Genomic DNA, 20,858 nt, shown 5'->3' with positions numbered 1-20,858 from the left:
CGGAGTTTGTTGATGTCATTGATTGACCGCGTACGGTATAGCGATTTCCATCCCCTGATCATGAGCGCCGAAGCGGCGGCCGAGCTGGTGCCCGCGGGCGCCAACGTCGGCATGAGCGGGTTCACCGGCGCGGGTTATCCCAAGCTCGTGCCCCAGGCCCTGGCCGCGCGCGCGCGCGCCGAGCACGCTGCGGGCCGGCCGTACAAGATCAGCGTCTGGACCGGCGCGTCGACGGCGCCCGAAATGGACGGCACGCTGGCTGCGGCCGACGCCTACGAAAAGCGCCTGCCGTTCCAGACTGACCCGATCTGCCGCGCGAAGATCAATGCCGGCGAGATCCACTTCGTCGACATGCATCTGTCGCATGTCGCCCAGCACGCCTGGTTCGGCTTTCTGGGCGAGATGAAGGTCGCGGTGATCGAGGTGCTGGGCGTGCTGCCCGACGGCCGGCTGATCCCGTCGACGGCCGTGGGCAACAACAAGACCTGGCTGGAGATCGCCGACAAGGTGATTCTCGAAGTCAACACCAAGCCCCCGCTGGCCATGGAAGGCATGCACGACATTTACTACGGCACGGCCATCCCGCCGCGGCGCACGCCGATCAACATGACGCATGCCGCCGAACGCATTGGTGAGCCCTACCTGCGCGTCGATCCGGCCAAGGTCATCGCCGTGGTCGAGACCCACCAGAGCGACCGCAACTCGGGCTTTGCCCAGCCCGACGCGGTGTCGAGCCAGATCGCGGGCCACATCATCGACTTCCTGTCGCATGAGATGAAGCAGGGCCGGCTGCCCAAGGACATGCTGCCCATCCAGTCGGGCGTGGGCAATGTGGCCAACGCCGTGCTGGCCGGCCTGCTGACCGGGCCGTTCGAGAACCTGCTGGGCTTCACCGAAGTGCTGCAGGACGGCATGCTCGACCTGCTGCGCGCGGGCAAGATGCGCCAGGCCTCGGCAACGTCGATCTCGCTGAGCAACAGCGCCTACGAGGACTTCGTCGGCAACATCGACTTCTACCGCGAACGCATCATCCTGCGCCCGCAGGAGATCAGCAACCACCCCGAGCTGGTGCGCCGCCTGGGCATCATCGCGATGAACTCGATGATCGAAGCCGACATCTACGGCAACATCAACTCGACCCACATCATGGGCTCGGGAATGATGAACGGCATAGGCGGCTCGGGCGACTTCGCGCGCAATGGCTACCTGTCGTTCTTCGTCACGCCGTCGGTCGCCAAGGACGGCAAGATCAGCTGCATCGTGCCTATGTGCTCGCATGTAGACCACACCGAGCACGACACCCAGATCATCGTCACCGAGCAGGGCCTGGCCGATCTGCGCGGCCTGTCGCCGCGCGAGCGCGCCCAGGTCATCATCGACAAGTGCGCGCACCCCGACTTCCGCCCCATGCTGCAGGACTACTTCGACCGCGCGCGGCAAAAGGGCGCGCAGCACACGCCGCACATCCTGCGCGAGGCGCTGAGCTGGCACGAGCGCTTCCTGGAAACCGGAACAATGCACGTCTGATTCGAGCGCATTGCCTTTCCGCCAGCCCGGCCCGCGCCGGGCTTTTTTACGCCCGTACACGCGCTGTCGCCTCGGTTTTTGCCGCCCAGGTCCACTGCGGGCATGATCGGATCATTGCCTTCACCCTCTATGAGTTGCCTTATGTCGATCTGGAAAAAGCCCGCCTCCGTGCAAGCCCTGAACCGTGACAGTGCCAACACGGCCGTCAGCCATCTGGGCATAGAAATCACCGAAATCGGCGACGACTTCATCGTCGGCCGGGTCCCCGTGGACGCGCGCACGGTGCAGCCGTTCGGTTTGCTGCACGGCGGCGTCAGCGTGGTGCTGGCCGAGACGCTGGGGTCCCTGGGCGCGTTCTACGCCAGCCCCGAAGGCCATAGCGCGGTCGGCCTGGACATCAACGCCAACCACCTGCGCGCCGCGCGCAGCGGCTGGGTCACGGCCACGGCCAGGCCGGTGCACATAGGCCGCACGACCCATGTGTGGCAGATCGACATGGTCAACGACGAAGGCCAGCCGACCTGCACCTCACGCATCACCATGGCGATCCTGGCGCCGCGCTGAGGCGCATCAGGACGCGTCGCCCGCCTGCGCGGCCAGGCGCTCGCTTTTCCAATAGACATCGTCGCCGCCGTCCATGCGGTTGAGCACGCGCGCCAGCACGAACAGCAGATCGGACAGCCGGTTCAGGTACTGGCGCGGCGCGGACCGCATGGCTTCGCCCTGCTCCAGCGCCACCACCATGCGCTCGGCGCGGCGCGCCACGGTGCGGCAGACATGGGCCTGGGCCGCGGCACGCGTTCCCGCGGGCAGGATGAACTCCTGCAGCCGCGGCAGCTGGGCGTTGTAGTGCGCGAGCGCATTGTCGAGCTGCAGCAGGCCTTCGTCCTTGAGCAATTCGAAACCCGGAATCGACAGTTCGCCGCCCAGGTTGAACAGCTGGTGCTGGACATCGACCAGCAGCTCGCGCACGTCCTGCGGCAGCGGCTCGCACAGCAGCAGGCCGATATGCGAGTTGAGTTCGTCGACATCGCCCATAGCGTGCGGCCGGCCGCTGTTCTTCGAGACCCGGGAGTTGTCGCCCAGGCCCGTGGTGCCGTCGTCACCCGTGCGGGTGGCTATCTGTGTCAAACGATTGCCCATGCTGGCTCCTGCGAGGAAAAACGCCATTCTCCGTTACAGCGCGCAGGAAAGTGTAGGCCCAGGCAACAGCTAGCAAAAATGCTAGCAATGCAGCCCGATGTGCAGTGGAATGCAGTCGTGTTTCATTGTTCCGGAGTTTTTTGTCCATGAAGTCCAGCCACCCCCGCGCCATCGGCGCTTTCGAAGTGCGCAGCATGGTCCTGTTTGCGAGTCTGGCGTTTGGCGGTGTCGCTGGCGCGCAGACCGTGCCTCAGCCCGCGGCGCGCAGCGCCGCCGCACCCGCCTCGCCCGCCCCGTCGGGCCGCACCGCGGCACCGCGCCAGACCGCCGAACAGGCGGCTTTCGAACGCGCCGACGTCAACCATGACGGCCAGCTCAGCGCCGCCGAAGCCCAGGCCCTGCCGGTGATCGCCAGCCGCCTGCGCGAACTCGATACGGACGGCAATGGCAGCCTGTCGCCGCAGGAGTTCCAGCGCGGCGCGCGCCAGTAGTCCCGCGCGCTGCTGCGACATGCGCCACGGCGCGCATTGACGCAGGTCACGGGTGGTATTCTTTTGGATCCCTTGAAGAGGTCCCCCATGAATTCACCCGTCGCTGCCCACCACCTGCTGCCCGCCACACCCCGCGCGGTGCCCGCTGCCTTTCTCGAAGCCCTGGTTGCCCGTTTCGGTGCCCAGTGCTCGCAATCCCTGGCCGTGCGCGAGCAGCATGGGCGCGACGAAGGCGCGCTGATCGCGCCTCCGCCCAGCGCCGTGGTGTTTGCCGAAAGCACCCAGGACGTGGCCGATGCGGTGAAGCTGGCCAGCGACTACGAAGTGCCCATCATTGCCTATGGCGCGGGTTCGTCCATCGAAGGCCATCTGCTGGCCGTGCAGGGCGGCATCAGCCTCGACGTGAGCCGCATGAACCGCGTGCTGAGCGTCAACGCCGACGACCTCACCGTGACCGTGCAGCCCGGCCTGTCGCGCAAGCAGCTCAACGAAGCCATTCGCGACACCGGCCTGTTCTTTCCCATCGATCCGGGCGCCGATGCCAGCATCGGCGGAATGACCGCCACGCGCGCCAGCGGCACCAACGCCGTGCGCTACGGCACCATGCGCGAGAACGTGCTGGCGCTCGAAGTCGTGACCGCCAGCGGTGAAGTGATTCACACCGGCACGCGCGCCAAGAAGAGCAGCGCCGGCTACGACCTCACGCGGCTGATGGTCGGCAGCGAAGGCACGCTGGGCATAGTCACCGAAGTGACGGTGCGCCTGTTCCCGCTGCCCGAAGCCGTCTCGGCCGCGATCTGCTCCTTCCCCAGCATCGAAGCCGCGGTGCGCACCGTGATCCAGACCATACAGCTGGGCGTGCCGATCGCGCGCGTCGAGCTGCTCGATGCGAACTCCGTACGCATGGTCAACAACTACAGCAAGACCACGCTGCGCGAAGAACCGATGCTGCTGATGGAATTCCACGGCACGCCGGCCAGCGTCAAGGAGCAGGCGGAAACCGTGCAGGACATCGCCAGCGAGTTCGGCGGCCAGGCCTTTGAATGGGCCAGCACGCCCGAGGACCGCACGCGCCTGTGGACCGCGCGCCACAACGCCTACTTCGCCGCCGTGAGCTCCGTTCCCGGCTGCCGCGCGATCAGCACCGACACCTGCGTGCCCATCAGCCGCCTGGCCGATTGCCTGCTCGACTCGATCACCGAAGCCGACGCCAGCGGCCTGCCCTACTTCCTCGTCGGCCATGTGGGCGACGGCAACTTCCACTTCGGCTACCTGCTCGACCCCACCAAGCCCGAGCAGTTCGAGAAGGCCGAGGAACTCAACCACCAGCTGGTCGCGCGCGCGCTGCGCCTGGGCGGCACCTGCACCGGTGAACACGGCGTGGGCATACACAAGATGGGCTTTCTGGTCGACGAGACCGGCGCCGGCGCGGTCGACATGATGCGCGCCATCAAGCGCGCGCTGGACCCGAAGAACATCCTCAACCCGGGCAAGATCTTCACGCTGTAAAAAAAGCGCCCCGCGGGGCGCTTTTTTCATCGCCACGTCGCCACCAGTCGGGGGCAGCGTGGGGCTCATATTTTACGCCGCGGCGTAGCGCTGCGCCACCTTCTGGCCGACAAAGGCCGCCGACACCACGCTCAGCGCCAGCGCCGTCGCCGAGCCGAAGAACACGCCGCCGTAGAAGTGGGCGTCGAGCATGGCGCCGAACACCGGCGCGGCCAGGCAAAAGCCCAGGTCCAGCCCCGAGTACACCGTGCCGTAGACCCGGCCCGTGGCGCCCGCAGGCGCGGCCTTCTTGATCAGCATGTCGCGCGACGGGCCCGCAATGCCCGTGCCCAGGCCGGCCACGGCGGCGACGGCCAGCGCCACATAGCCCGGCAGCAGGCCCGAGCCGACGACCGCCAGCAGCACCGCCGACGCCAGCAGGCTGATGGCAATCAGCTTTTCCAGCCGCTGCACGCGGCCCACCAGGAAGCCGCCGATCAGCATGCCGGCCGCGCCGCACAGCATGTAGCCCGTCGCCACCAGCGCCGTGAGGCTCAGCGGCAGGCCGTACATGGATTGCAGCGCAGGGCTGGCAAAGCTCTGGATGGCGCTGAGCGCGCAGGTGCTCCAGAAGAAGAACGAGAAGCACAGCCAGACCGATGGCAGGCGCAGGAAGGCCATGGGATGCTCCGCAGGCGCGCTGCCGGCCACCGGCCGGGCCGCGGCAGGCACCAAAGGCTTGCGGTCGTCCAGCGCGTCGCGGTTGAGCACCATGATCAGCAGCACCAGCGCCGCCAGGCCCGCGCCGCACAGGCAGGCCGTGCGCCACGAACCCGTGGCTGTCGTGATGCCGGCCATGAACACCGGCGCCAGCGCCCAGCCCAGATTGCCCGAAATGCCGTGCACCGAGAACGCATGGCCTATGCGCGGCGCCGACACGCGCTTGTTGAGAATGGTGAAATCCACCGGATGGAAAGGCGCATTGCCCAGGCCGGCAAACACCGAGGCCAGCAGCAGCGTCGCATAGCCCTGGGCCGTGCTGGCGATCACGCCGGCAACGACGAAGCTGCTCAGCGCGGCAAACAGGATGGGGCGCGCGCCCACGCGATCGACGAGGAAGCCGGCCAGCGCCTGGCCCACGCCCGACACCACGAAGAACACCGACAGCAGCACGCTCAGTTCCGAGTAGCTGTAGCCGAAATCCGCGATCAGCCAGGGAAACAGCGGCGGCAGCAGAAGATGGAAAAAGTGCGAGGAACCATGGGCCAGGCCAATGAGACCTATGGTGCGCGCGTCCTGGCGCAGCGGAACGGCGGCGGGCGCGTTCGCGGAAGTTGACGATGAAGCGTTCATGCGGCCATCTTAGGCAAGCGCGGCGCGGCATGTATGCGATAGACTGCCAAAAACTATCGCATACATGCCGAAACCCGCCATCGCCCTGCTGCCCTCGCCGGCCATGCGCAAGCTTCCCCGGCCGCTGTTCTACGTGCCCACGCTGGACCCGCATCTGTACCAGCCCAACGCGCAGCGGCCGGTGCGCGCGAAAATGCGCGAGCTGCGCCGCGACACCCAGGTCATGCCCCACAGCCATCCCTGGGCGCAGATGGCGATTTCCACGGGCGGCGTGATCCGCCTGTCGATGGACCATGCCACCTATATCGTTCCGCCCAACCGCGCGGTCTGGGTGCCGCCAGGCCAGCCGCATGCGGTCACCATGGTCGAGACCGCGCGGCTCTACACGCTGTACTTCCTGCCGGCAAGCGACGGCGCAGGCGCGCAGGCGCAATGGATGGACCAGCCGGCCTGGCAGCAGTGCCGTGTGCTGCAGGCCTCGCAGCTGCTGCGCGCGCTGGTGCGGGAACTGTCGACCGACAGCGATGCCGGCCCGCCGCTGTCACCCCTGGCACTGCAGCGCGAACACCATCTGAGCGCGCTGGTCTGCGATGAACTGCGCCGCGCGCCGGACATGCGCCTGGGCATCGTCATGCCGCGCGACAAGCGGCTGCTGCACCTGTGCGAGGCCGTGCTCGAGCAGCCCACGCGCCATGCAAGCCTGCAGGAGTGGGCGCTGGACACCGGCGCGAGCCTGCGCACCGTGGCGCGGCTGTTCCGCAGCGAGCTCGGTTGCACCTTCACGCAATGGCAGCAGCAGGTGGTGCTGGCCCATGCCGTGGCGCTGGCCGCGCGCCAGATGCCCATTGCGCACATTGCGGCCGAGCTCAACTACACGCCCAGCGCTTTCAGCGCGATGGTGCGGCGCAGCGTGGGCATGACGGCCGCGGCGTTTCTCGGCCAGCACCGGCTGCAATCTTCGGAAAGCTGACGCCTTCGGGACACAGAGACGCGAATGCGTCGCGAAATGTATCCGAATGAAAATTAGTGTGCACTAACGGCTTGAAATCACAAGAATCGTCCCTTTGCAAAATAACGAATGGGGAACTCCGTCCATGCACAGGGCTTTATTGCTATGTTCCGCCACCCTGGCCTTGCTGGGCTGCGCGGCGCAGACTCCTGCCGAGCAGCTGGGCGCCGTGAGCGACACCGTGCGCGTCTGTGAAGGCAGCCGCTGCGTGGACCAGCACCGCAACACCACGCGCTGGCAGCCGCCGGCCACCGATGTGGCGGCCGAGCGCAGGCTCGAAGCATTGAGCCGCATGGCCGAAAAGGACCCCAAGGCCGCCTACGACCTGGGCCTGCGCCTGCTGCGCGGCGACGGCGTCGAACGCAACAGCTTCCAGGCCATTGAATGGATGCGCAAGGCCGGTGACCAGGGACTGGTGGCCGCGCAATTCGCGCTGGGCCGCATGTACCTGCAGGGCTTCGAGGAAATGGGTTCGGACCCGGCAGAAGCCGAAGCCTGGCTCAGCCGCGCGGCCGCCAAGGGCCACAAGGAAGCGCAGCGCATGCTGCCCGATGCCCAGGCCGCCAAGCGCGATGCCCAGTCCGAGTACCGGGTGCGCGAAGCCTATCGCACGTCATGGGGCAGCTGGTACGCCGCTGCGCCCTATTACTGGTATTGGGGCGGCGCGGGCTGGATACTGCGCTGACCACATTGCCGCGCCGCTGACGCGGCGCCCTCACCACAACAGTTTTACAACCAGAGAGTACCTATGTCCAAGATTTCCCTGAGCCTTGCCACGCTGGCGTCCGCCCTGGTCCTGTCGGGTTGCGTCACGCCCGGCGGCGGCTTGCTCACCGCTGGCAATGCGCCCACGGCCGCCAGCGGCGCCGCGGGCGGCGCGACCAGCGTCAACGCCAACGAATCGCTGGAGCGCTGCGACGCGCCTCTGGGCACGATCGCCGTCGATGACGGCCGCGGCAAGGAATGGTTTGCGAGCTTCGGCCAGGCCACCCAGGTGACCAACATCGAGCCGCTGATCCGCCTGGCCGTGCAGCAGTCGAACTGCTTCGTGATCACCTCGATCGGCAACAGCCGTACCGACAGCCGCATGAGCGCCATCACCGACAAGCAGCGCAACTCCGGTGAATTCCGCGCCGGCTCCAAGCAGCAAAAGGGCCAGCGCGTGGCCGCCGACTACTACCTCGAGCCGGCCATCATCATCAACAACGACTCCGTCGGCGGCCTCGCTGCCGGCCTGGGCGGCCTGTTCGGCGGCGCCGCGGGCGCGCTCGCCGGCTCGCTGCAGAGCAAGGTCTCGGTGGTCACCATGACCATGTTCGACATCCGTTCGGGCGTGCAGCTGTCGATCTCCGAAGGCAATGCGACGGCGACCAACTACGGCGCGGCGCTGGGCGCGTTCGGCGGCGGCGCGGTCGCCGGTCTGGGCGGCTTCTCGCGCACGCCCGAAGGCAAGGCCACGGTGGCCGCGTTCATGGACGCGTACAACAAGATGGTGGTTTCGCTGCGCAACTACAAGGCGCAGGAAGTCAAGGGCGGCCTGGGCCGCGGCGGCCAGCTCAAGGTCGGCCAGTAAGCCATTGCGGCGATGAACAAAGGGCTTCCTCGGAAGCCCTTTTTTTGTGTTTGCGCCTCCGGTGAGCGCCTGGAACAGCGCCTGACCGTACCATTGAGAACATAAAAAACACTGGAGACAAATCTTGCAAAACCCCAAAAACCATTCACGCCTGGCCCTGCGCGCCATCTGCGCCCTGGGCCTGGCGACGCTGTCGCATGTCGCCTGGGCGCAGGACGCGAAGCGCGACGACTTCTACTGGCTGGGCCAGATCAACAAGGCCTCGGCGGTGATCAACACCGACGAAGGCCTGCTAGACAAGGCCGTCGCGCCGCGCATCGCAAAAGGTCTGCAAAGCGTTCTGAGCGCGGGCGAGGCCCCCAACGGCAAGCGCCCCGGCCTGGTCATCACCTTCGAGCCGCTGCTGATCGAGGCCGCGGGTGTCGAGGCCACCTTGCTGCACGCCGGGCGTTCGAGCCAGGACATGCTGGCCACCGTGCGCTCGGCCACGCAGCGCGACAACCTGTTGCGCCTGGCCCAGCAGTTGCGCCAGACGCGCGCCCAGCTGCTGCAGCTCGCGCAGACCCATGCCGCCACCATCGTGCCCAACTACACCAACGGCGTCGCCGCCCAGCCCAACAGCTACGGCCACTACCTGCTGGGACACCTGGCCGGCCTGGACCGCGACGCCCAGCGCCTGCAGCAGGCGTTTGCGCGCCTGGACCAGTCGGCCATGGGCACGACGGTGCTCAACGGCACCAGCTGGCCGCTGAACCGCGAGCGCATGGCGAAGTACCTGGGCTATCCCGCGACCGTGGACAACGCCTACGACGCCGCGCAGATCCTGGCCGCCGAGATGCCCGTGGAAATCGGCGCCGTGGCGTCGAGCATTGCGCTGCATGTCGGCGCCTTTGTCGAGGACGTGATGGTGCAGTACGCCCAGCCCCGGCCCTGGATACTGCTGCGCGAAGGCGGCGGCAACACCTATGTGTCGAGCGCCATGCCGCAAAAGCGCAATCCGGGCCTGCTCAACGACACGCGCGCCCAGGCCTCGCGCGTGCTGACCCTGGGCATAGGCCGGCTGATCGCCCAGCACAACATCCCGCCCGGCATGAGCGACAACAAGTCATCGCGTGACTCCGCGGCCGTTGTGGACGCCACGCTGGCGACGCTGCAGGCCTTCGACCGGGTGCTCGCGGGACTGGTGGTCAATCCCGAGCGCGCGCTGGAGGAACTCAACCTCGACTGGACCGCGTCCCAGGAAGTCGCCGATGTGCTGATGCGCGAGCACAAGCTGCCGTTCCGCGTGGGCCACCACTTCGCCTCCGAGATCGTCAGCTTCGCCAAGGAGCGCGACATCAAGCCCAGCGACTTCCCCTATGCCGATGCGCAGCGCATCTACGCGGCGACCATCAAGCACGAGATGGGCCAGGACAATGGCCGGCTGCCGATGTCGGAAAGCGCTTTGCGCGCGGCCCTGGACCCGGTGGCCATCGTGCGCCACCGGATGACCGCCGGCGGCCCGCAGCCCAAGGAAATGGCGCGCATGATCGCCCAGTCGCAGCAGCGGCTGGCGCAGGATGAGCAATGGGTCGTGGAGCGCCGCAATCGCATTGCGGCGGCGCTGGCCCAGCTCGACCGCGACTTCGCGCGCCTGGCCGCGCAGTAGGCCCTCAGGCCGGCGCCAGCGTTGCGCCGGCGAGCCGCGCGAAGTCCGCGTCCAGCTGCGCGATGCTGGCCTCGACTGCGCCGCGCCGCGCCTGCACCCAGTTCGCCTGGGCGGCGAGATCGGCATCGGCCGCCGCCAGCATGCGCTGCATTTCCGCGGGCTGGGGCCCGCCATGGGTCTGGCGGCTGCGCACTATGCCCACGGGGTCCAGCGCGGCGCGCAATCCAGCCGCGCTCAATGGAAACGCCGGATCGCCATCGGGCATCTCATGGGCAATGGTGCGGGCGTAGATCGCCTGCGCATCGGCATACGCAAAGTCGCTGGGCCGCACATCATGCTGCTTTGCATGGGAGACCATCTCCGAAGCGAAATGGTGGCCCACGCGGAACGGCAGGCCGTGGTCGCGCATCAGCACATCGGCGACTTCCTGGGACGCCGTCCAGTCGCTGTTGAGCTCTTCCAGTGCGCGCGCCGTGTTGAGCTCCAGCCCATCGAGCACGCGGCCGAACATGGCCAGCATGTCGACCGCGCAGCGCAGCACTTCGACGTTTTCCACGACGACCTTGGCGTCGTTCATTCCCGGCGGAATGTTGTGCGCATGCCAGGTGCGCCCGGACGCGAGCGCGAGCACGCGCGAGGCTTTCGTGCGGGTGTCGATCAGCAGGCCGGGATTGCGCTTTTGCGGCATGGCGCTAGAGACGTAGGTGTTGCCCGCGGCCTCGCGCAGCAGCAGCCAAGGCCGCGCCTGCGAATACTGCAGCGTCACGTCCTGGATGAACGCGCCCACATGCAGCGCCATGGTCGTGACCAGATGACCGATTTCCACCGGCATCTCGGCGCCATGGATCTGGCCCGCATCGTAGGCGTTGTCGACCAGTCCGTCGAAGCCCAGGTACGCGGCCATGGCTTCGCGGTCCAGCGGCCAGCCCGTGCCGTTGAGCACCGTGGTGCCCATGGGCGACAGATTCAGGCGCGCATACACCTGCTGCAGCCGCTGGGCGTCGCGCTGCAGGCCGCAGGCATGGCCCAGCAGGTAGTGGCCGTAGCTGTTGGGCTGGGCGGCAACGCCGTTGGTGTAGTTGGGCACGATGGCATCCGCATGCGCGCGCGCCATGCCGACCAGCAGCTGCGTGGTCCGGTGCAACTGCTGCGCGAGGCCCAGGATCTCGTCGCGCAGGATGGCGTGGCGCACCGCCACCAGCATGTCCTGGCTCGATCGTCCGGCGTGCAGCAAGGTGGCTTCCACGCCGGCCGCGCGTATCAGCAAGGGCTCGAACGTGATGACCAGCGTGGGCCGCTCGGCGCCGGGCTCTTCAGCGGCCTGCAGCACGCGCTGCAGGCCCTGGGCGATGCGCCGGGCGGCTGGGCCCTCCAGCAGGCCCTGGCGCGCGTTGATGACGGCGCTGGCCTTGTTGATCTGCCCCAGCCAGTAGAAGTCGTCGCGCGCAATAGTGTTCGTCATGTTCATGGAATCAAAAAAGATGCGGGCGTCACGCCCTGCGCTTCACAGCGGATCAACGCATACCCGGTCGCGACCCATCTGCTTGGCTTGCAGCATTGCCAGGTCGGCGCGGTGCAGCGTCTGCACCACGGGCTCGCCCGCGCGCATGCCGGCGATGCCGGCCGATACCGTGAGCCGCGCATCGGGCCGCGGCACGGCCGCAAGCAGCAGGCGCAGACGCTGGGCAAGCGCCTGCGCCTGCTGCGGCGTCTGATCGGGCAGCAGCACGCAGAACTCCTCGCCGCCGAGCCGGCCGAACACATCGCTGGCGCGCAGCGAATGCTTGAGCACGTCCGCCATGCCGCGCAGCACCGCATCGCCGGCCGCATGGCCGTGGCCGTCGTTGAGGCGCTTGAAATGGTCGATGTCGAGGTACAGCAGCGTCAGCGGCGTGCCGCTGGCACGCGCCTTCACGGCGGTCTTCTCGGCCTGCTGCAGGAACTCGGCGCGGCTGCTCGCGCCCGTGAGCGTGTCGGTCACCGACAGCTCGGCGAGCCGGCATTCCTGATCGAAGGCGCGGTGCTGCGAATCCTGGATGCGCATGTGGCTCACAAAGCCCGTGACCAGCGCCAGGCCCGCGAACAGCAGGCTGAAAACGGTTTCGGTGCGGCTGGCCGTGTGGTCGATGATGAACGGCAGGAAGCAGGCATAGCTGACCAGTGCGCCACCTATCCACTGGGCCAGCGTGATCCAGAAAAAGCTGGTGGTGAGCACTATCAGCACCGCGGCCGGCAGGAAGTACAGCAGCGGCCGGTCCGTGCCCAGGGCCCCGAGGTAGCTGTTCAGGCTGACCGTGGCAATGGTCGCCATGCAGCACCAGCCATAGGCGCGCACCGAAGGCGCACGCACGATGAGGTAGGCGAACAGCGCCGTGAGCGGCAGCAGCGCCACGCGCAACGCAACATATTCGGGGTCGGGAATCAGCAGCCGCGCCAGCAGCGCCACCACCGAGCCCATGACCGCCGTCACGCCCATTTCCACGGCCGTGCTCTGCAGGCGCTTGAGCGTCTGCTCGCGGTAGGCTTGCTCGCGCTCGGCGGAGTCGCCCGCGCCCATCAGCTTGCGATGCGGCATCGGTGCAGCAGGCTCAGCCGCGCAGGCGTTCGATCAGTCCGTTGAGCTCCTCCAGCGAGCCGAACTGTATGGAAACCTCGCCCATGTCCTGCACCTTGCCGCGGCGGCGCACGCGCTTCTTGACGCGCACTTCGACCTGGGCCATCAGCAGGTCGGACAGCTCTTCCTCGATGCGCTTGATGTCGCGCGACTTGTCCTTCTTCGCCGTCTGGGGCTTGAGGCTGAAGTCCTCGCCCATCTTCTTGACCAGCGTCTCGGCTTCGCGCACCGACAGCTTGCGCCCGGCAATCTGGTTGCCGGCGGTGATCTGCGCGGCCTTGTCGAGCGCCAGCAGCGCGCGCGCATGGCCCATGTCGATGTCGCCGGCCATGAGCATTTCCTGCACGGGCTCGGCCAGGTTCAGCAGGCGCAGCAGGTTCGAGGCCGCAGAGCGCGAACGTCCCACCGACTGCGCGGCCTGTTCATGCGTGAGGCCGAATTCATTGACCAGCCGCGCCAGGCCCTGGGCCTCTTCGAGCGGGTTCAGGTCTTCGCGCTGGATGTTCTCGATCAGCGCCATGGCGGCCGCAGCCTCGTCGGCCACAGCGCGCACCAGCACCGGAACGCTCTCCAGGCCGGCAATGCGCGCCGCGCGAAAACGCCGTTCGCCGGCAATGATTTCGTACTGACCGGCATTCGCACCCTTGGCCAGGCGGCGCACCAGGATGGGCTGCATGATGCCCTGGGCCTTGATGCTTTCGGCGAGCTCGTACAGCGCGCCTTCATCCATGCGCGTGCGCGGCTGGTATTGGCCGGCGACCATCTGCTCGAGCCGCAGCTCATGCGGCGTCGTCGCCGCGTCGGTGCTCGCTGCCGACTCCTCGACCTTGGGGCCGAGCAATGCTTCCAGGCCGCGGCCCAGGCCCTTGGGTTTCTTTGTCACCATGGCTTATCGTCTTTCAAAAGGGTTTGCAGCAGCGTGCGACCCGTGGCCCAGTCGTCCCGGGTCGGATCGTGTGCCGTCTCATCGGGTGCCACATACGTCGCGCCCCAGGCCTGGGCCAGGGCTTGCGCGCGCTCCAGGCTGCACGCGGCGGGGTTCGCTTGGCCCACAAGAATGCTGGGGAAAGGCAGGCGCTGCAGCGCGATCGGCGACCAGCCCGGCAACTGCTCGCGCAGCGCGGGCTGTTCCACGTCGACCGGCCCGACCAGCAGCGCGGCGCGCACCTTGGCCGCGGCCGGCGAATGCGCGGCCCACCAGGCCGCGAGCACGCAGCCCAGGCCGCTGGCCACCAGCACCACGGGTGCGGGCGCGTCGACCAGCGTCTCCTGCAGGCGCGCGCTCCAGTCGCCGCGCAGCGGCCGCTGCCAGTCGTGCTGCTCGAGCAGCACGGCGCCATGCAGGCCCTGCCAGCGCGCGAGCCAGGGCTCGGCATGGGACTGCGGCCCGCCGTCCGGCAGCAGCAGTATTTGAGGCAATGTGGAGGAAGACGCGGACACCGGCATCACATCTTCTTGATGCGGTCCACCATCTCGCGCGCGAACTCGATGAAGGCCTTGCTGCCCTTGGCGGAAGGGTCGAACACCACGCCGGGAACGCCGTAGCTCGGCGCTTCGGCCAGGCGCACGTTGCGCGGAATCACGGTGTTGAACACCTTGTCGCCGAAATGGTCCTTGAGCTGGTCGCTGACCTGCTGCTGCAGCGTGGTGCGGGTGTCGAACATCACGCGCAGCAGACCGATGATCTGCAGGTCGGGGTTCAGGTTGGCGTGCACCTGCTTGATGGTATTGACCAGGTCCGTGAGGCCTTCGAGCGCGAAGTATTCGCACTGCATGGGCACGACCACACCGTTGGCCGCGCACAGGCCGTTGAGCGTGAGCATGGACAGGCTGGGCGGGCAGTCGATCAGCACGAAGTCGTAGTCGGCGTCCACGGCCGCGAGCGCGCCCTTGAGGCGCTTGTCGCGGCGCTCCAGCGCCACCAGTTCGATCTCGGCGCCCGTGAGCTCGCGGTTGGCGCCCAGCACGTGGTAGCCGACCTTCTCGGAGAACACCGCGGCTTCCTGCACCGACGCGTTCTCTAGCAGCACGTCGTAGACCGTGAGCTCGAGGCTGCGCTTGTCGACGCCCGAACCCATGGTCGCATTGCCCTGCGGGTCCATGTCGATCAGCAGCACGCGCTGGCCGATCTTGGCCAGGCCCGCCGCCAGGTTCACGCAGGTAGTGGTTTTGCCGACGCCACCTTTTTGGTTGGCAATACAGAAAATCTTGGCCATAGGGCTTTCGGATAACTTATTTGGAAATGGCCAGCTTGATGCCAAAGCCGATGAGGAAAGTGCCCGCTGTCTTCTCAAGCGCCTGCACGATGCGCGGGTTGGCGCGCAGGCGGTCGGCCAGGAAGTGCGTCAGCAGCACGACGATCAGGGAATACAGGAAAGTCAGCGCCGCGACGGTCGCGGCCATCACTGCGAATGTACTCAGGCCCTGGTGCGTTGCGGGGTCGACGAACAGCGGGAAGAACGCCATGTAGAAAACGATGGCCTTGGGGTTGAGCAAGGTGATCAGCGCGCCCTGGCGGAAATAGTGGTGCGGCTGCATCCTGAGCACCGGTTGGGTGCCGGGCCTGGCCAGCAGCATGCGGAACCCCAGCCAGGCCAGGTAGGCCGCGCCCAGCCACTGCAGCGCCGCAAAGGCTGCCGGATGCGCGGCCAGCAGCGCCGCCATGCCGGCCACGGCCAGCCACATCAGCAGCTGATCGGCGGCAATCACGCCGCCGCAGGCGGCCATGCCGGAGCGGATTCCGCCCTGTCCGGTCGACGTGATCAGCGCCAGATTGCCGGGTCCGGGAATCGCCAGGAACAGAACGATGGCGGCGACGAACGCGCCGTAATCAGCAACGCCAAACATGATTTCCCCGGCAACAAAAGTCTGCAGTTTATGCGAGACGCGTGCAATGCACCGTCATCGACAACCCCGCGTGCCCGGAACCAGGGGATTAGACGGCGCGCATCCAGACGATGCAGCGCTCGGCATCGAGTGCCGGAACCTGCAGTTGTTCCACGTGAAACACGTGCACGTCGGCGGGCAGCGCGGCGATTTCCTCGGCCGGATGCTTGCCCTTCATCGCGAACCAGACGCCGTCGGCGGCCAGCGCCGAACGCGACCATTTGGTGAAATCGGGCAGCGAGGCAAACGCGCGGCAGCTGACCACATCATACGGAGTGGTCAGCGATTCGACGCGCGCATGGATGCCGCGCAGGTTGCGCAGCTTGAGGCTGGCCGCGGCCTGCTGGATGAACGCCGCCTTCTTGGCCACGGTGTCGACGCAGCTGACATCGACTTCTGGGCAGCAGATGGCAAACACCACGCCGGGCAGTCCGCCGCCCGAGCCGACATCGAGCAGCGGCGTGCGCGCGCCTTCGGCGCGCGCCAGGCCCTGCACATGCTTTTGCAGCGGCGCGACGGCGGCCAGGCTGTCGAGCAGATGGTGGCTCAGCATTTCCTGCGGATCGCGCACCGCCGTGAGGTTGTAGACCTTGTTCCATTTCTGCAGCAAGGCGAGGAAGTCGAGCAGCAGATCGACCTGGGTCGTCGACAGCGACAGGCCCAGCTTCGCAATGCCCTGCTCCAGCGCGGGTCGCAGCGCGGCGCTCATGCGGCTTCTCCCTTGGCCACCGGCGTGAAGCCGCGGAAGCCGCCCTTCTTCAGGTGCACCATCAGCAGCGAGATCGTCGCCGGCGTGATGCCCGAAATGCGCGAGGCCTGGCCCAGGGTTTCGGGGCGGTGCTTCTGCAGCGTCTGGCGGGCTTCGAACGACAGCGCCGTGACCTGCAGGTAATCGAGGTCGGCCGGCAGACGCTGGTGCTCGAGGTGCGCGGCGCGCTCGACCTCGTCCTTCTGGCGGTCGATGTAGCCCGCGTACTTGGCGGCGATCTCGACCTGCTCGATCACCGACTCGCTCAGATCACCCAGGGTTTCACGTGAAACATCGGCCGACACATACTTGCCGTCATCCAGGCTCACAAGCTGTGGATAACTCACATCGGGCCGGCGCAGCAGCTCGAACAGGCTGTACTCATGCTCGATCGCCTTGCCCAGCACGCGCGCGGATTCCTCGGCCCGCAGATTGCGCGGGCTGACCCAGGTCGACTTGAGGCGCTGGGTCTCGCGCTCGACGGCTTCGCGCTTGCGGCTGAAGGCTTCCCAGCGCGCGTCGTCGACCAGGCCCAGGCGGCGGCCGGTCTCGGTCAGGCGCATGTCGGCGTTGTCTTCGCGCAGCTGCAGGCGGAACTCGGCGCGGCTGGTGAACATGCGGTAGGGCTCGGTCACGCCCTTGGTGATCAGGTCGTCGACCAGCACGCCCAGATAGGCCTCGTCGCGGCCCGGCGTCCAGGGCGCGTCGCCGCGCGCCTGCAGCGCGGCGTTCAGGCCGGCAAACAGGCCCTGGGCCGCGGCCTCTTCATAGCCGGTCGTGCCATTGATCTGGCCGGCGAAGAACAGGCCGTTGATCTGTTTGGTCTCGAAGCTGGCCTTGAGCGAGCGCGGATCGAAGTAGTCGTATTCGATCGCATAGCCGGGGCGCAGGATGTGGGCGTTCTCCAGGCCCTTCATGGAGCGCACCAGTTCGTACTGGATGTCGAACGGCAGGCTGGTCGAGATGCCGTTGGGGTAGTACTCGTGCGTGGTCAGGCCTTCGGGCTCGAGAAAGATCTGGTGGCTGTCCTTGTCGGCGAAGCGGTTGATCTTGTCCTCGACGCTGGGGCAGTAGCGCGGGCCCACGCCTTCGATCTTGCCGGTGAACATCGGGCTGCGGTCGAAGCCCGAGCGGATGATGTCGTGCGTGCGTTCATTGGTGTGCGTGACCCAGCAAGGCATCTGCTGCGGGTGCATGCTGGCATTGCCCATGTAGCTGAACACCGGCAGCTGGCCTTCGTTGATGCCGCCGGGCATGCCGTCGCCGGGCTGCTCCTCGCACTGCGAGAAATCGATGCTGCGGCCGTCGATGCGCGGCGGCGTGCCGGTCTTGAGCCGGCCCTGGGGCAGCTGCAACTCCTTGAGGCGCGCCGACAGGCTCACCGCCGGCGGATCGCCCGCGCGGCCGGCCGCGTAGTTGTTCAGTCCCACGTGGATCTTGCCGTCGAGGAAAGTGCCGGCGGTCAGCACCACGGTGCGCGCGCGAAAGCGTATGCCGACCTGCGTCACCGCGCCGACCACGCGGTCGCCTTCGACCATCAGGTCGTCGACCGCCTGCTGGAACAGCCACAGATTGGGCTGGTTCTCGAGCATGCGACGGATCGCGGCCTTGTAGAGAATGCGGTCGGCCTGGGCGCGCGTGGCGCGCACCGCCGGGCCCTTGGAGCTGTTGAGGATGCGGAACTGTATGCCGCCCTCGTCGGTCGCCAGCGCCATCGCTCCGCCGAGCGCGTCGACTTCCTTGACCAGATGGCCCTTGCCTATGCCGCCGATCGACGGGTTGCAGCTCATCTGGCCCAGCGTCTCGATGTTGTGGGTCAGCAGCAGCGTCCTGCTGCCCATGCGCGCGGCCGCCAGCGCCGCCTCGGTGCCGGCGTGGCCTCCGCCAACGACGATGACATCAAATTCTTGGGGATACAACATGCAATAGCTCCGGGGGCCGATGCTTCGATCACCGCCCCAATCTGTTCGCAGCGCGCCTGCGCCGGCCCGCGCCACGGATGGCCCCTGTAGCCATCCTTGCGGGAGAACCGGCAATTTTCCCACTTTTGCGTGTTTTTCGCCGCATGACCCCAGGCCACCACGCGGACAGGCGGGAAACCGGCCCACACAGCGCTGGCGGCAGTCGCGTTAGCATCGTTGCGTCCATCACTTCACCATTCCGACCATGAAGCTTTACTACAGCCCCGGCGCATGCTCCCTGTCCCCGCAGATCGTTCTGCAGGAATCGGGCCTGGCCTACGAGCCCGTGCTTGCCAGCACCAAGACCCACCAGCTTGCCGACGGCACCGATTACTACACCATCAACCCGCTGGGCTATGTGCCGCTGCTGGAGCTCGACAACGGCGCTCGCCTGCACGAAGGCCCGGCCATCGTCCAGTACATCGCCGACCAGGTTCCCGAGAAGAACCTGGCTCCGGCCAACGGCAGCTTCGAACGCTACAAGCTGCAGGAATGGCTCAACTTCATTGGCACCGAAGTCCACAAGGGTTTCGGTCCGCTGTTCAAGCCGACCACGCCCGAAAACTACAAGCCGATCGCGCTCGAGGCGCTGACCAAGCGCCTGCAATGGGTGGACGGGCAGCTTGCCGGCAAGAGCTATCTGCTGGGCGAGCAGTTCAGCGTTGCCGACGCCTATCTCTACACCGTTTCGCGCTGGGCCGGTTTCGTCGGCCTCGATCTGTCGGGCATGGCCAACATCCTGGCCTTCCAGCAGCGCATGGCACAGCGCCCCGCGGTGCAGGCGGCGCTGAAAATCGAAGGCCAGAAGTAGCCATATCCGCAGCGCAGGCCGTTCCTCCTCGGAAGCGCTCGGCCAGACAAGCTCGGGGCGAACCGTTCGTACGCGTTCGCCCCGAGCGCAGCCAGCGAGCCTAGGTCTCGCCAGGCGTATGAAAGAAACATCGGGCCTCGAAATCCCGTTCGCCCCTGAGCCCGTCGAAGGGTCAACGGCCTGTCCCCGAAATTCCGTTCGCCCTGAGCCTGTCGAAGGGTGAACGGCCTGTCCCCGAAAACGCGCCCGCTGGCACCTGGCCTTGAACCAGGACCCAGGCCAGACGTCAGATGCAGCCGCTGCCGCTGTTCCACGTGAAACATGGCTGCGGTTCTCGACCCGGACCGCATACCGTTACCGCCAGCGCGGGCGGGCCGGGTCTGCTAAGGTTTTTGCTCAACTGAACAGCCAGAAAGCGTCCCATGCCTACCTTGTTCGATCCCCTGCGCGCCGGCAAGCTGCAGCTGCCCAACCGCATCGCCATGGCCCCGCTGACGCGCAACCGCGCGCCCGATGCCATTCCCACGGAACTGATGGCCACGCACTACGCCCAGCGCGCGAGCGCGGGCCTGCTGATCAGCGAGGCCACGGCGATCAGCCAGCAGGGCCAGGGCTACTCGGATGTGCCCGGCCTCTACGGCTCGGAGCAGCTCGAAGGCTGGAAGCGCGTGACCGACGCGGTGCACGAGGCCGGCGGGCGCATCGTGACCCAGCTGTGGCATGTGGGCCGGATCTCGCATGAAGTGCTGCAGCCGGGCCACCGCGCGCCCGTGGCGCCCTCGGCGATCACCGCCAAGGCCAAGACCTACCTGATCGATCCGCAGACCGGCAAGGGCCGTTTCGTGCCCACCTCGGCGCCGCGCGCGCTGCTCGCGTCCGAGCTGCCCGAAATCGTCCACAGCTTCGTGGCCGCGGCGCGCAACGCCGTCCAGGGCGCGGGCTTCGACGGCATAGAGATCCATGCGGCCAACGGCTATCTGCTCGACCAGTTTCTCAAGACCGGCGCCAACCACCGCCGCGACGACTACGGCGGCAGCATCGCCAACCGCGCGCGCCTGCTGCTCGAAGTCACGCGCGCCATCGCCGATGCGATCGGCGGCGGCCGCTGCGGCATACGCCTGTCGCCCGTGACGCCGGCCAACGACATCGTCGACGCCGACCCGCAGCCGCTGTTCGAGCATGTGGTGCGCGAACTCGCACCCCTGAACCTGGCCTTTGTCCACATCATCGAAGGCGCGACCGGCGGTCCGCGCGAGCTGCCCGAACGCCCCTTCGACTACCCTGCCCTGCACTCGGCCTACCGCATGGCCGGCGGCCAGGGCGCGTGGATGGTCAACAACGGCTACGACCGCGCGAGCGCGATGCAGGCCGTGGACAGCGGCTACGCCGACATCGTCGCCTTCGGCAAGCCCTTCATCTCCAACCCCGATCTGGTGCGCCGCCTGCACGACAACCTGCCGCTCGCTCCCTGGGACCAGGACCGCTTCTACGGCGGCGGCGAACAAGGCTATACCGACTACCCGCGCTACAGCGACAAAGCCGCGTAGCGCGCCGCCCGCAAGCAAAAAAAAGCCCATGGCCGCGAGGCCATGGGCTTTTTGTCGAA

General features: G+C 67.2%; 20 protein-coding genes. 10 read left to right on the top strand and 10 right to left on the bottom strand.

The annotated features are described in order from the left end of the window. The first annotated feature begins 12 nt into the window (after window positions 1–12). Window positions 13–1,527 (top strand): succinyl-CoA:acetate CoA-transferase ScpC, encoded by a 1,515-nt coding sequence (gene scpC / locus ACSVDO_RS00415; RefSeq protein WP_332537747.1) that lies wholly within the window; start codon window positions 13–15, stop codon window positions 1,525–1,527. Between the two features lie 141 nt (window positions 1,528–1,668). Further along, window positions 1,669–2,091, top strand: coding sequence for a hotdog fold thioesterase (locus ACSVDO_RS00410; protein WP_489594548.1), 423 nt, complete (start codon window positions 1,669–1,671; stop codon window positions 2,089–2,091). Window positions 2,092–2,097: 6 nt separating this feature from the next. Here the strand turns inward: ACSVDO_RS00410 and ACSVDO_RS00405 are convergent, their stop codons facing one another. After that, complete coding sequence (locus ACSVDO_RS00405; protein WP_332537749.1) at window positions 2,098–2,670, bottom strand: cob(I)yrinic acid a,c-diamide adenosyltransferase; 573 nt, start codon at window positions 2,668–2,670, stop codon at window positions 2,098–2,100. A 146-nt stretch (window positions 2,671–2,816) separates the two neighbouring features. On the opposite strand from ACSVDO_RS00405, the gene ACSVDO_RS00400 reads away from it, so the two are divergent. Both ACSVDO_RS00400 and ACSVDO_RS00395 read left to right on the top strand, forming a co-directional pair. After that, window positions 2,817–3,161 carry an EF-hand domain-containing protein gene (locus tag ACSVDO_RS00400; protein WP_332537750.1) on the top strand — a complete coding sequence of 115 codons (345 nt, stop codon included), beginning with the start codon at window positions 2,817–2,819 and terminating at the stop codon, window positions 3,159–3,161. An 87-nt stretch (window positions 3,162–3,248) separates the two neighbouring features. Beyond that, window positions 3,249–4,670 carry an FAD-binding oxidoreductase gene (locus ACSVDO_RS00395; protein ID WP_489594545.1) on the top strand — a complete coding sequence of 474 codons (1,422 nt, stop codon included), beginning with the start codon at window positions 3,249–3,251 and terminating at the stop codon, window positions 4,668–4,670. Window positions 4,671–4,742: 72 nt separating this feature from the next. Here the strand turns inward: ACSVDO_RS00395 and ACSVDO_RS00390 are convergent, their stop codons facing one another. Beyond that, window positions 4,743–6,002 carry an MFS transporter gene (locus ACSVDO_RS00390; RefSeq protein WP_489594543.1) on the bottom strand — a complete coding sequence of 420 codons (1,260 nt, stop codon included), beginning with the start codon at window positions 6,000–6,002 and terminating at the stop codon, window positions 4,743–4,745. A gap of 64 nt (window positions 6,003–6,066) precedes the next feature. Between ACSVDO_RS00390 and ACSVDO_RS00385 the strand changes: the two genes are divergently transcribed. The 4 genes from ACSVDO_RS00385 (at window position 6,067) to ACSVDO_RS00370 (ending at window position 10,232) form a co-directional block, all read left to right on the top strand. Continuing rightward, the gene (locus ACSVDO_RS00385) at window positions 6,067–6,972 is read left to right on the top strand and encodes an AraC family transcriptional regulator (RefSeq protein ID WP_489594541.1); all 906 of its coding nucleotides are present in this window, start codon (window positions 6,067–6,069) and stop codon (window positions 6,970–6,972) included. Between the two features lie 139 nt (window positions 6,973–7,111). Continuing rightward, entirely contained in the window at window positions 7,112–7,696 is a 585-nt protein-coding gene (locus tag ACSVDO_RS00380) for a tetratricopeptide repeat protein (RefSeq protein ID WP_489594539.1), read from the top strand. Between the two features lie 63 nt (window positions 7,697–7,759). After that, window positions 7,760–8,584 carry a hypothetical protein gene (locus tag ACSVDO_RS00375; protein ID WP_332537755.1) on the top strand — a complete coding sequence of 275 codons (825 nt, stop codon included), beginning with the start codon at window positions 7,760–7,762 and terminating at the stop codon, window positions 8,582–8,584. Between the two features lie 124 nt (window positions 8,585–8,708). Then, window positions 8,709–10,232 carry an argininosuccinate lyase gene (locus ACSVDO_RS00370; protein WP_489594536.1) on the top strand — a complete coding sequence of 508 codons (1,524 nt, stop codon included), beginning with the start codon at window positions 8,709–8,711 and terminating at the stop codon, window positions 10,230–10,232. 4 nt (window positions 10,233–10,236) lie between these two features. Here the strand turns inward: ACSVDO_RS00370 and ACSVDO_RS00365 are convergent, their stop codons facing one another. The 8 genes from ACSVDO_RS00365 to mnmG form a co-directional block, all read right to left on the bottom strand. Next, window positions 10,237–11,694 carry an argininosuccinate lyase gene (locus tag ACSVDO_RS00365; protein ID WP_489594534.1) on the bottom strand — a complete coding sequence of 486 codons (1,458 nt, stop codon included), beginning with the start codon at window positions 11,692–11,694 and terminating at the stop codon, window positions 10,237–10,239. Between the two features lie 42 nt (window positions 11,695–11,736). Beyond that, window positions 11,737–12,807: a GGDEF domain-containing protein gene (locus ACSVDO_RS00360; protein ID WP_489594533.1), complete on the bottom strand. Its 1,071-nt coding sequence runs from the start codon at window positions 12,805–12,807 to the stop codon at window positions 11,737–11,739. A 13-nt stretch (window positions 12,808–12,820) separates the two neighbouring features. Next, entirely contained in the window at window positions 12,821–13,732 is a 912-nt protein-coding gene (locus tag ACSVDO_RS00355) for a ParB/RepB/Spo0J family partition protein (RefSeq protein ID WP_489594532.1), read from the bottom strand. Next, window positions 13,726–14,292: an RBBP9/YdeN family alpha/beta hydrolase gene (locus ACSVDO_RS00350; protein WP_489594530.1), complete on the bottom strand. Its 567-nt coding sequence runs from the start codon at window positions 14,290–14,292 to the stop codon at window positions 13,726–13,728. The genes ACSVDO_RS00355 and ACSVDO_RS00350 overlap by 7 nt, the downstream gene beginning before the upstream one ends. Continuing rightward, window positions 14,292–15,062, bottom strand: a complete 771-nt coding sequence (locus ACSVDO_RS00345) for a ParA family protein (protein WP_332537760.1) — start codon at window positions 15,060–15,062, stop codon at window positions 14,292–14,294. Before ACSVDO_RS00345 ends, ACSVDO_RS00350 begins: the two co-directional genes overlap by 1 nt. A 16-nt stretch (window positions 15,063–15,078) precedes the next feature. Further along, the gene (locus ACSVDO_RS00340; RefSeq protein ID WP_489594528.1) at window positions 15,079–15,693 is read right to left on the bottom strand and encodes a LysE family translocator; all 615 of its coding nucleotides are present in this window, start codon (window positions 15,691–15,693) and stop codon (window positions 15,079–15,081) included. An 88-nt stretch (window positions 15,694–15,781) separates the two neighbouring features. Continuing rightward, window positions 15,782–16,441 carry a 16S rRNA (guanine(527)-N(7))-methyltransferase RsmG gene (gene rsmG, locus ACSVDO_RS00335; RefSeq protein WP_489594527.1) on the bottom strand — a complete coding sequence of 220 codons (660 nt, stop codon included), beginning with the start codon at window positions 16,439–16,441 and terminating at the stop codon, window positions 15,782–15,784. Beyond that, window positions 16,438–18,402, bottom strand: coding sequence for a tRNA uridine-5-carboxymethylaminomethyl(34) synthesis enzyme MnmG (mnmG, locus tag ACSVDO_RS00330; protein WP_489594525.1), 1,965 nt, complete (start codon window positions 18,400–18,402; stop codon window positions 16,438–16,440). The genes rsmG and mnmG overlap by 4 nt, the downstream gene beginning before the upstream one ends. A 244-nt stretch (window positions 18,403–18,646) precedes the next feature. On the opposite strand from mnmG, the gene gstA reads away from it, so the two are divergent. Together gstA and ACSVDO_RS00320 are read left to right on the top strand one after the other, a co-directional pair. Beyond that, complete coding sequence (gstA, locus tag ACSVDO_RS00325) at window positions 18,647–19,252, top strand: glutathione transferase GstA (protein WP_489594522.1); 606 nt, start codon at window positions 18,647–18,649, stop codon at window positions 19,250–19,252. Between the two features lie 422 nt (window positions 19,253–19,674). Then, on the top strand, window positions 19,675–20,799 hold the full coding sequence (locus ACSVDO_RS00320) for an alkene reductase (protein WP_332549534.1): 1,125 nt from the start codon (window positions 19,675–19,677) through the stop codon (window positions 20,797–20,799). The last annotated feature ends 59 nt before the right edge of the window (window positions 20,800–20,858 follow it).

The sequence above is a fragment of the Comamonas sp. DB36 genome, assembly GCF_057914905.1.
The sequence above is the reverse complement of the archived record's forward strand: the minus strand, read 5'-3'. Positions and strand labels throughout refer to the sequence as shown.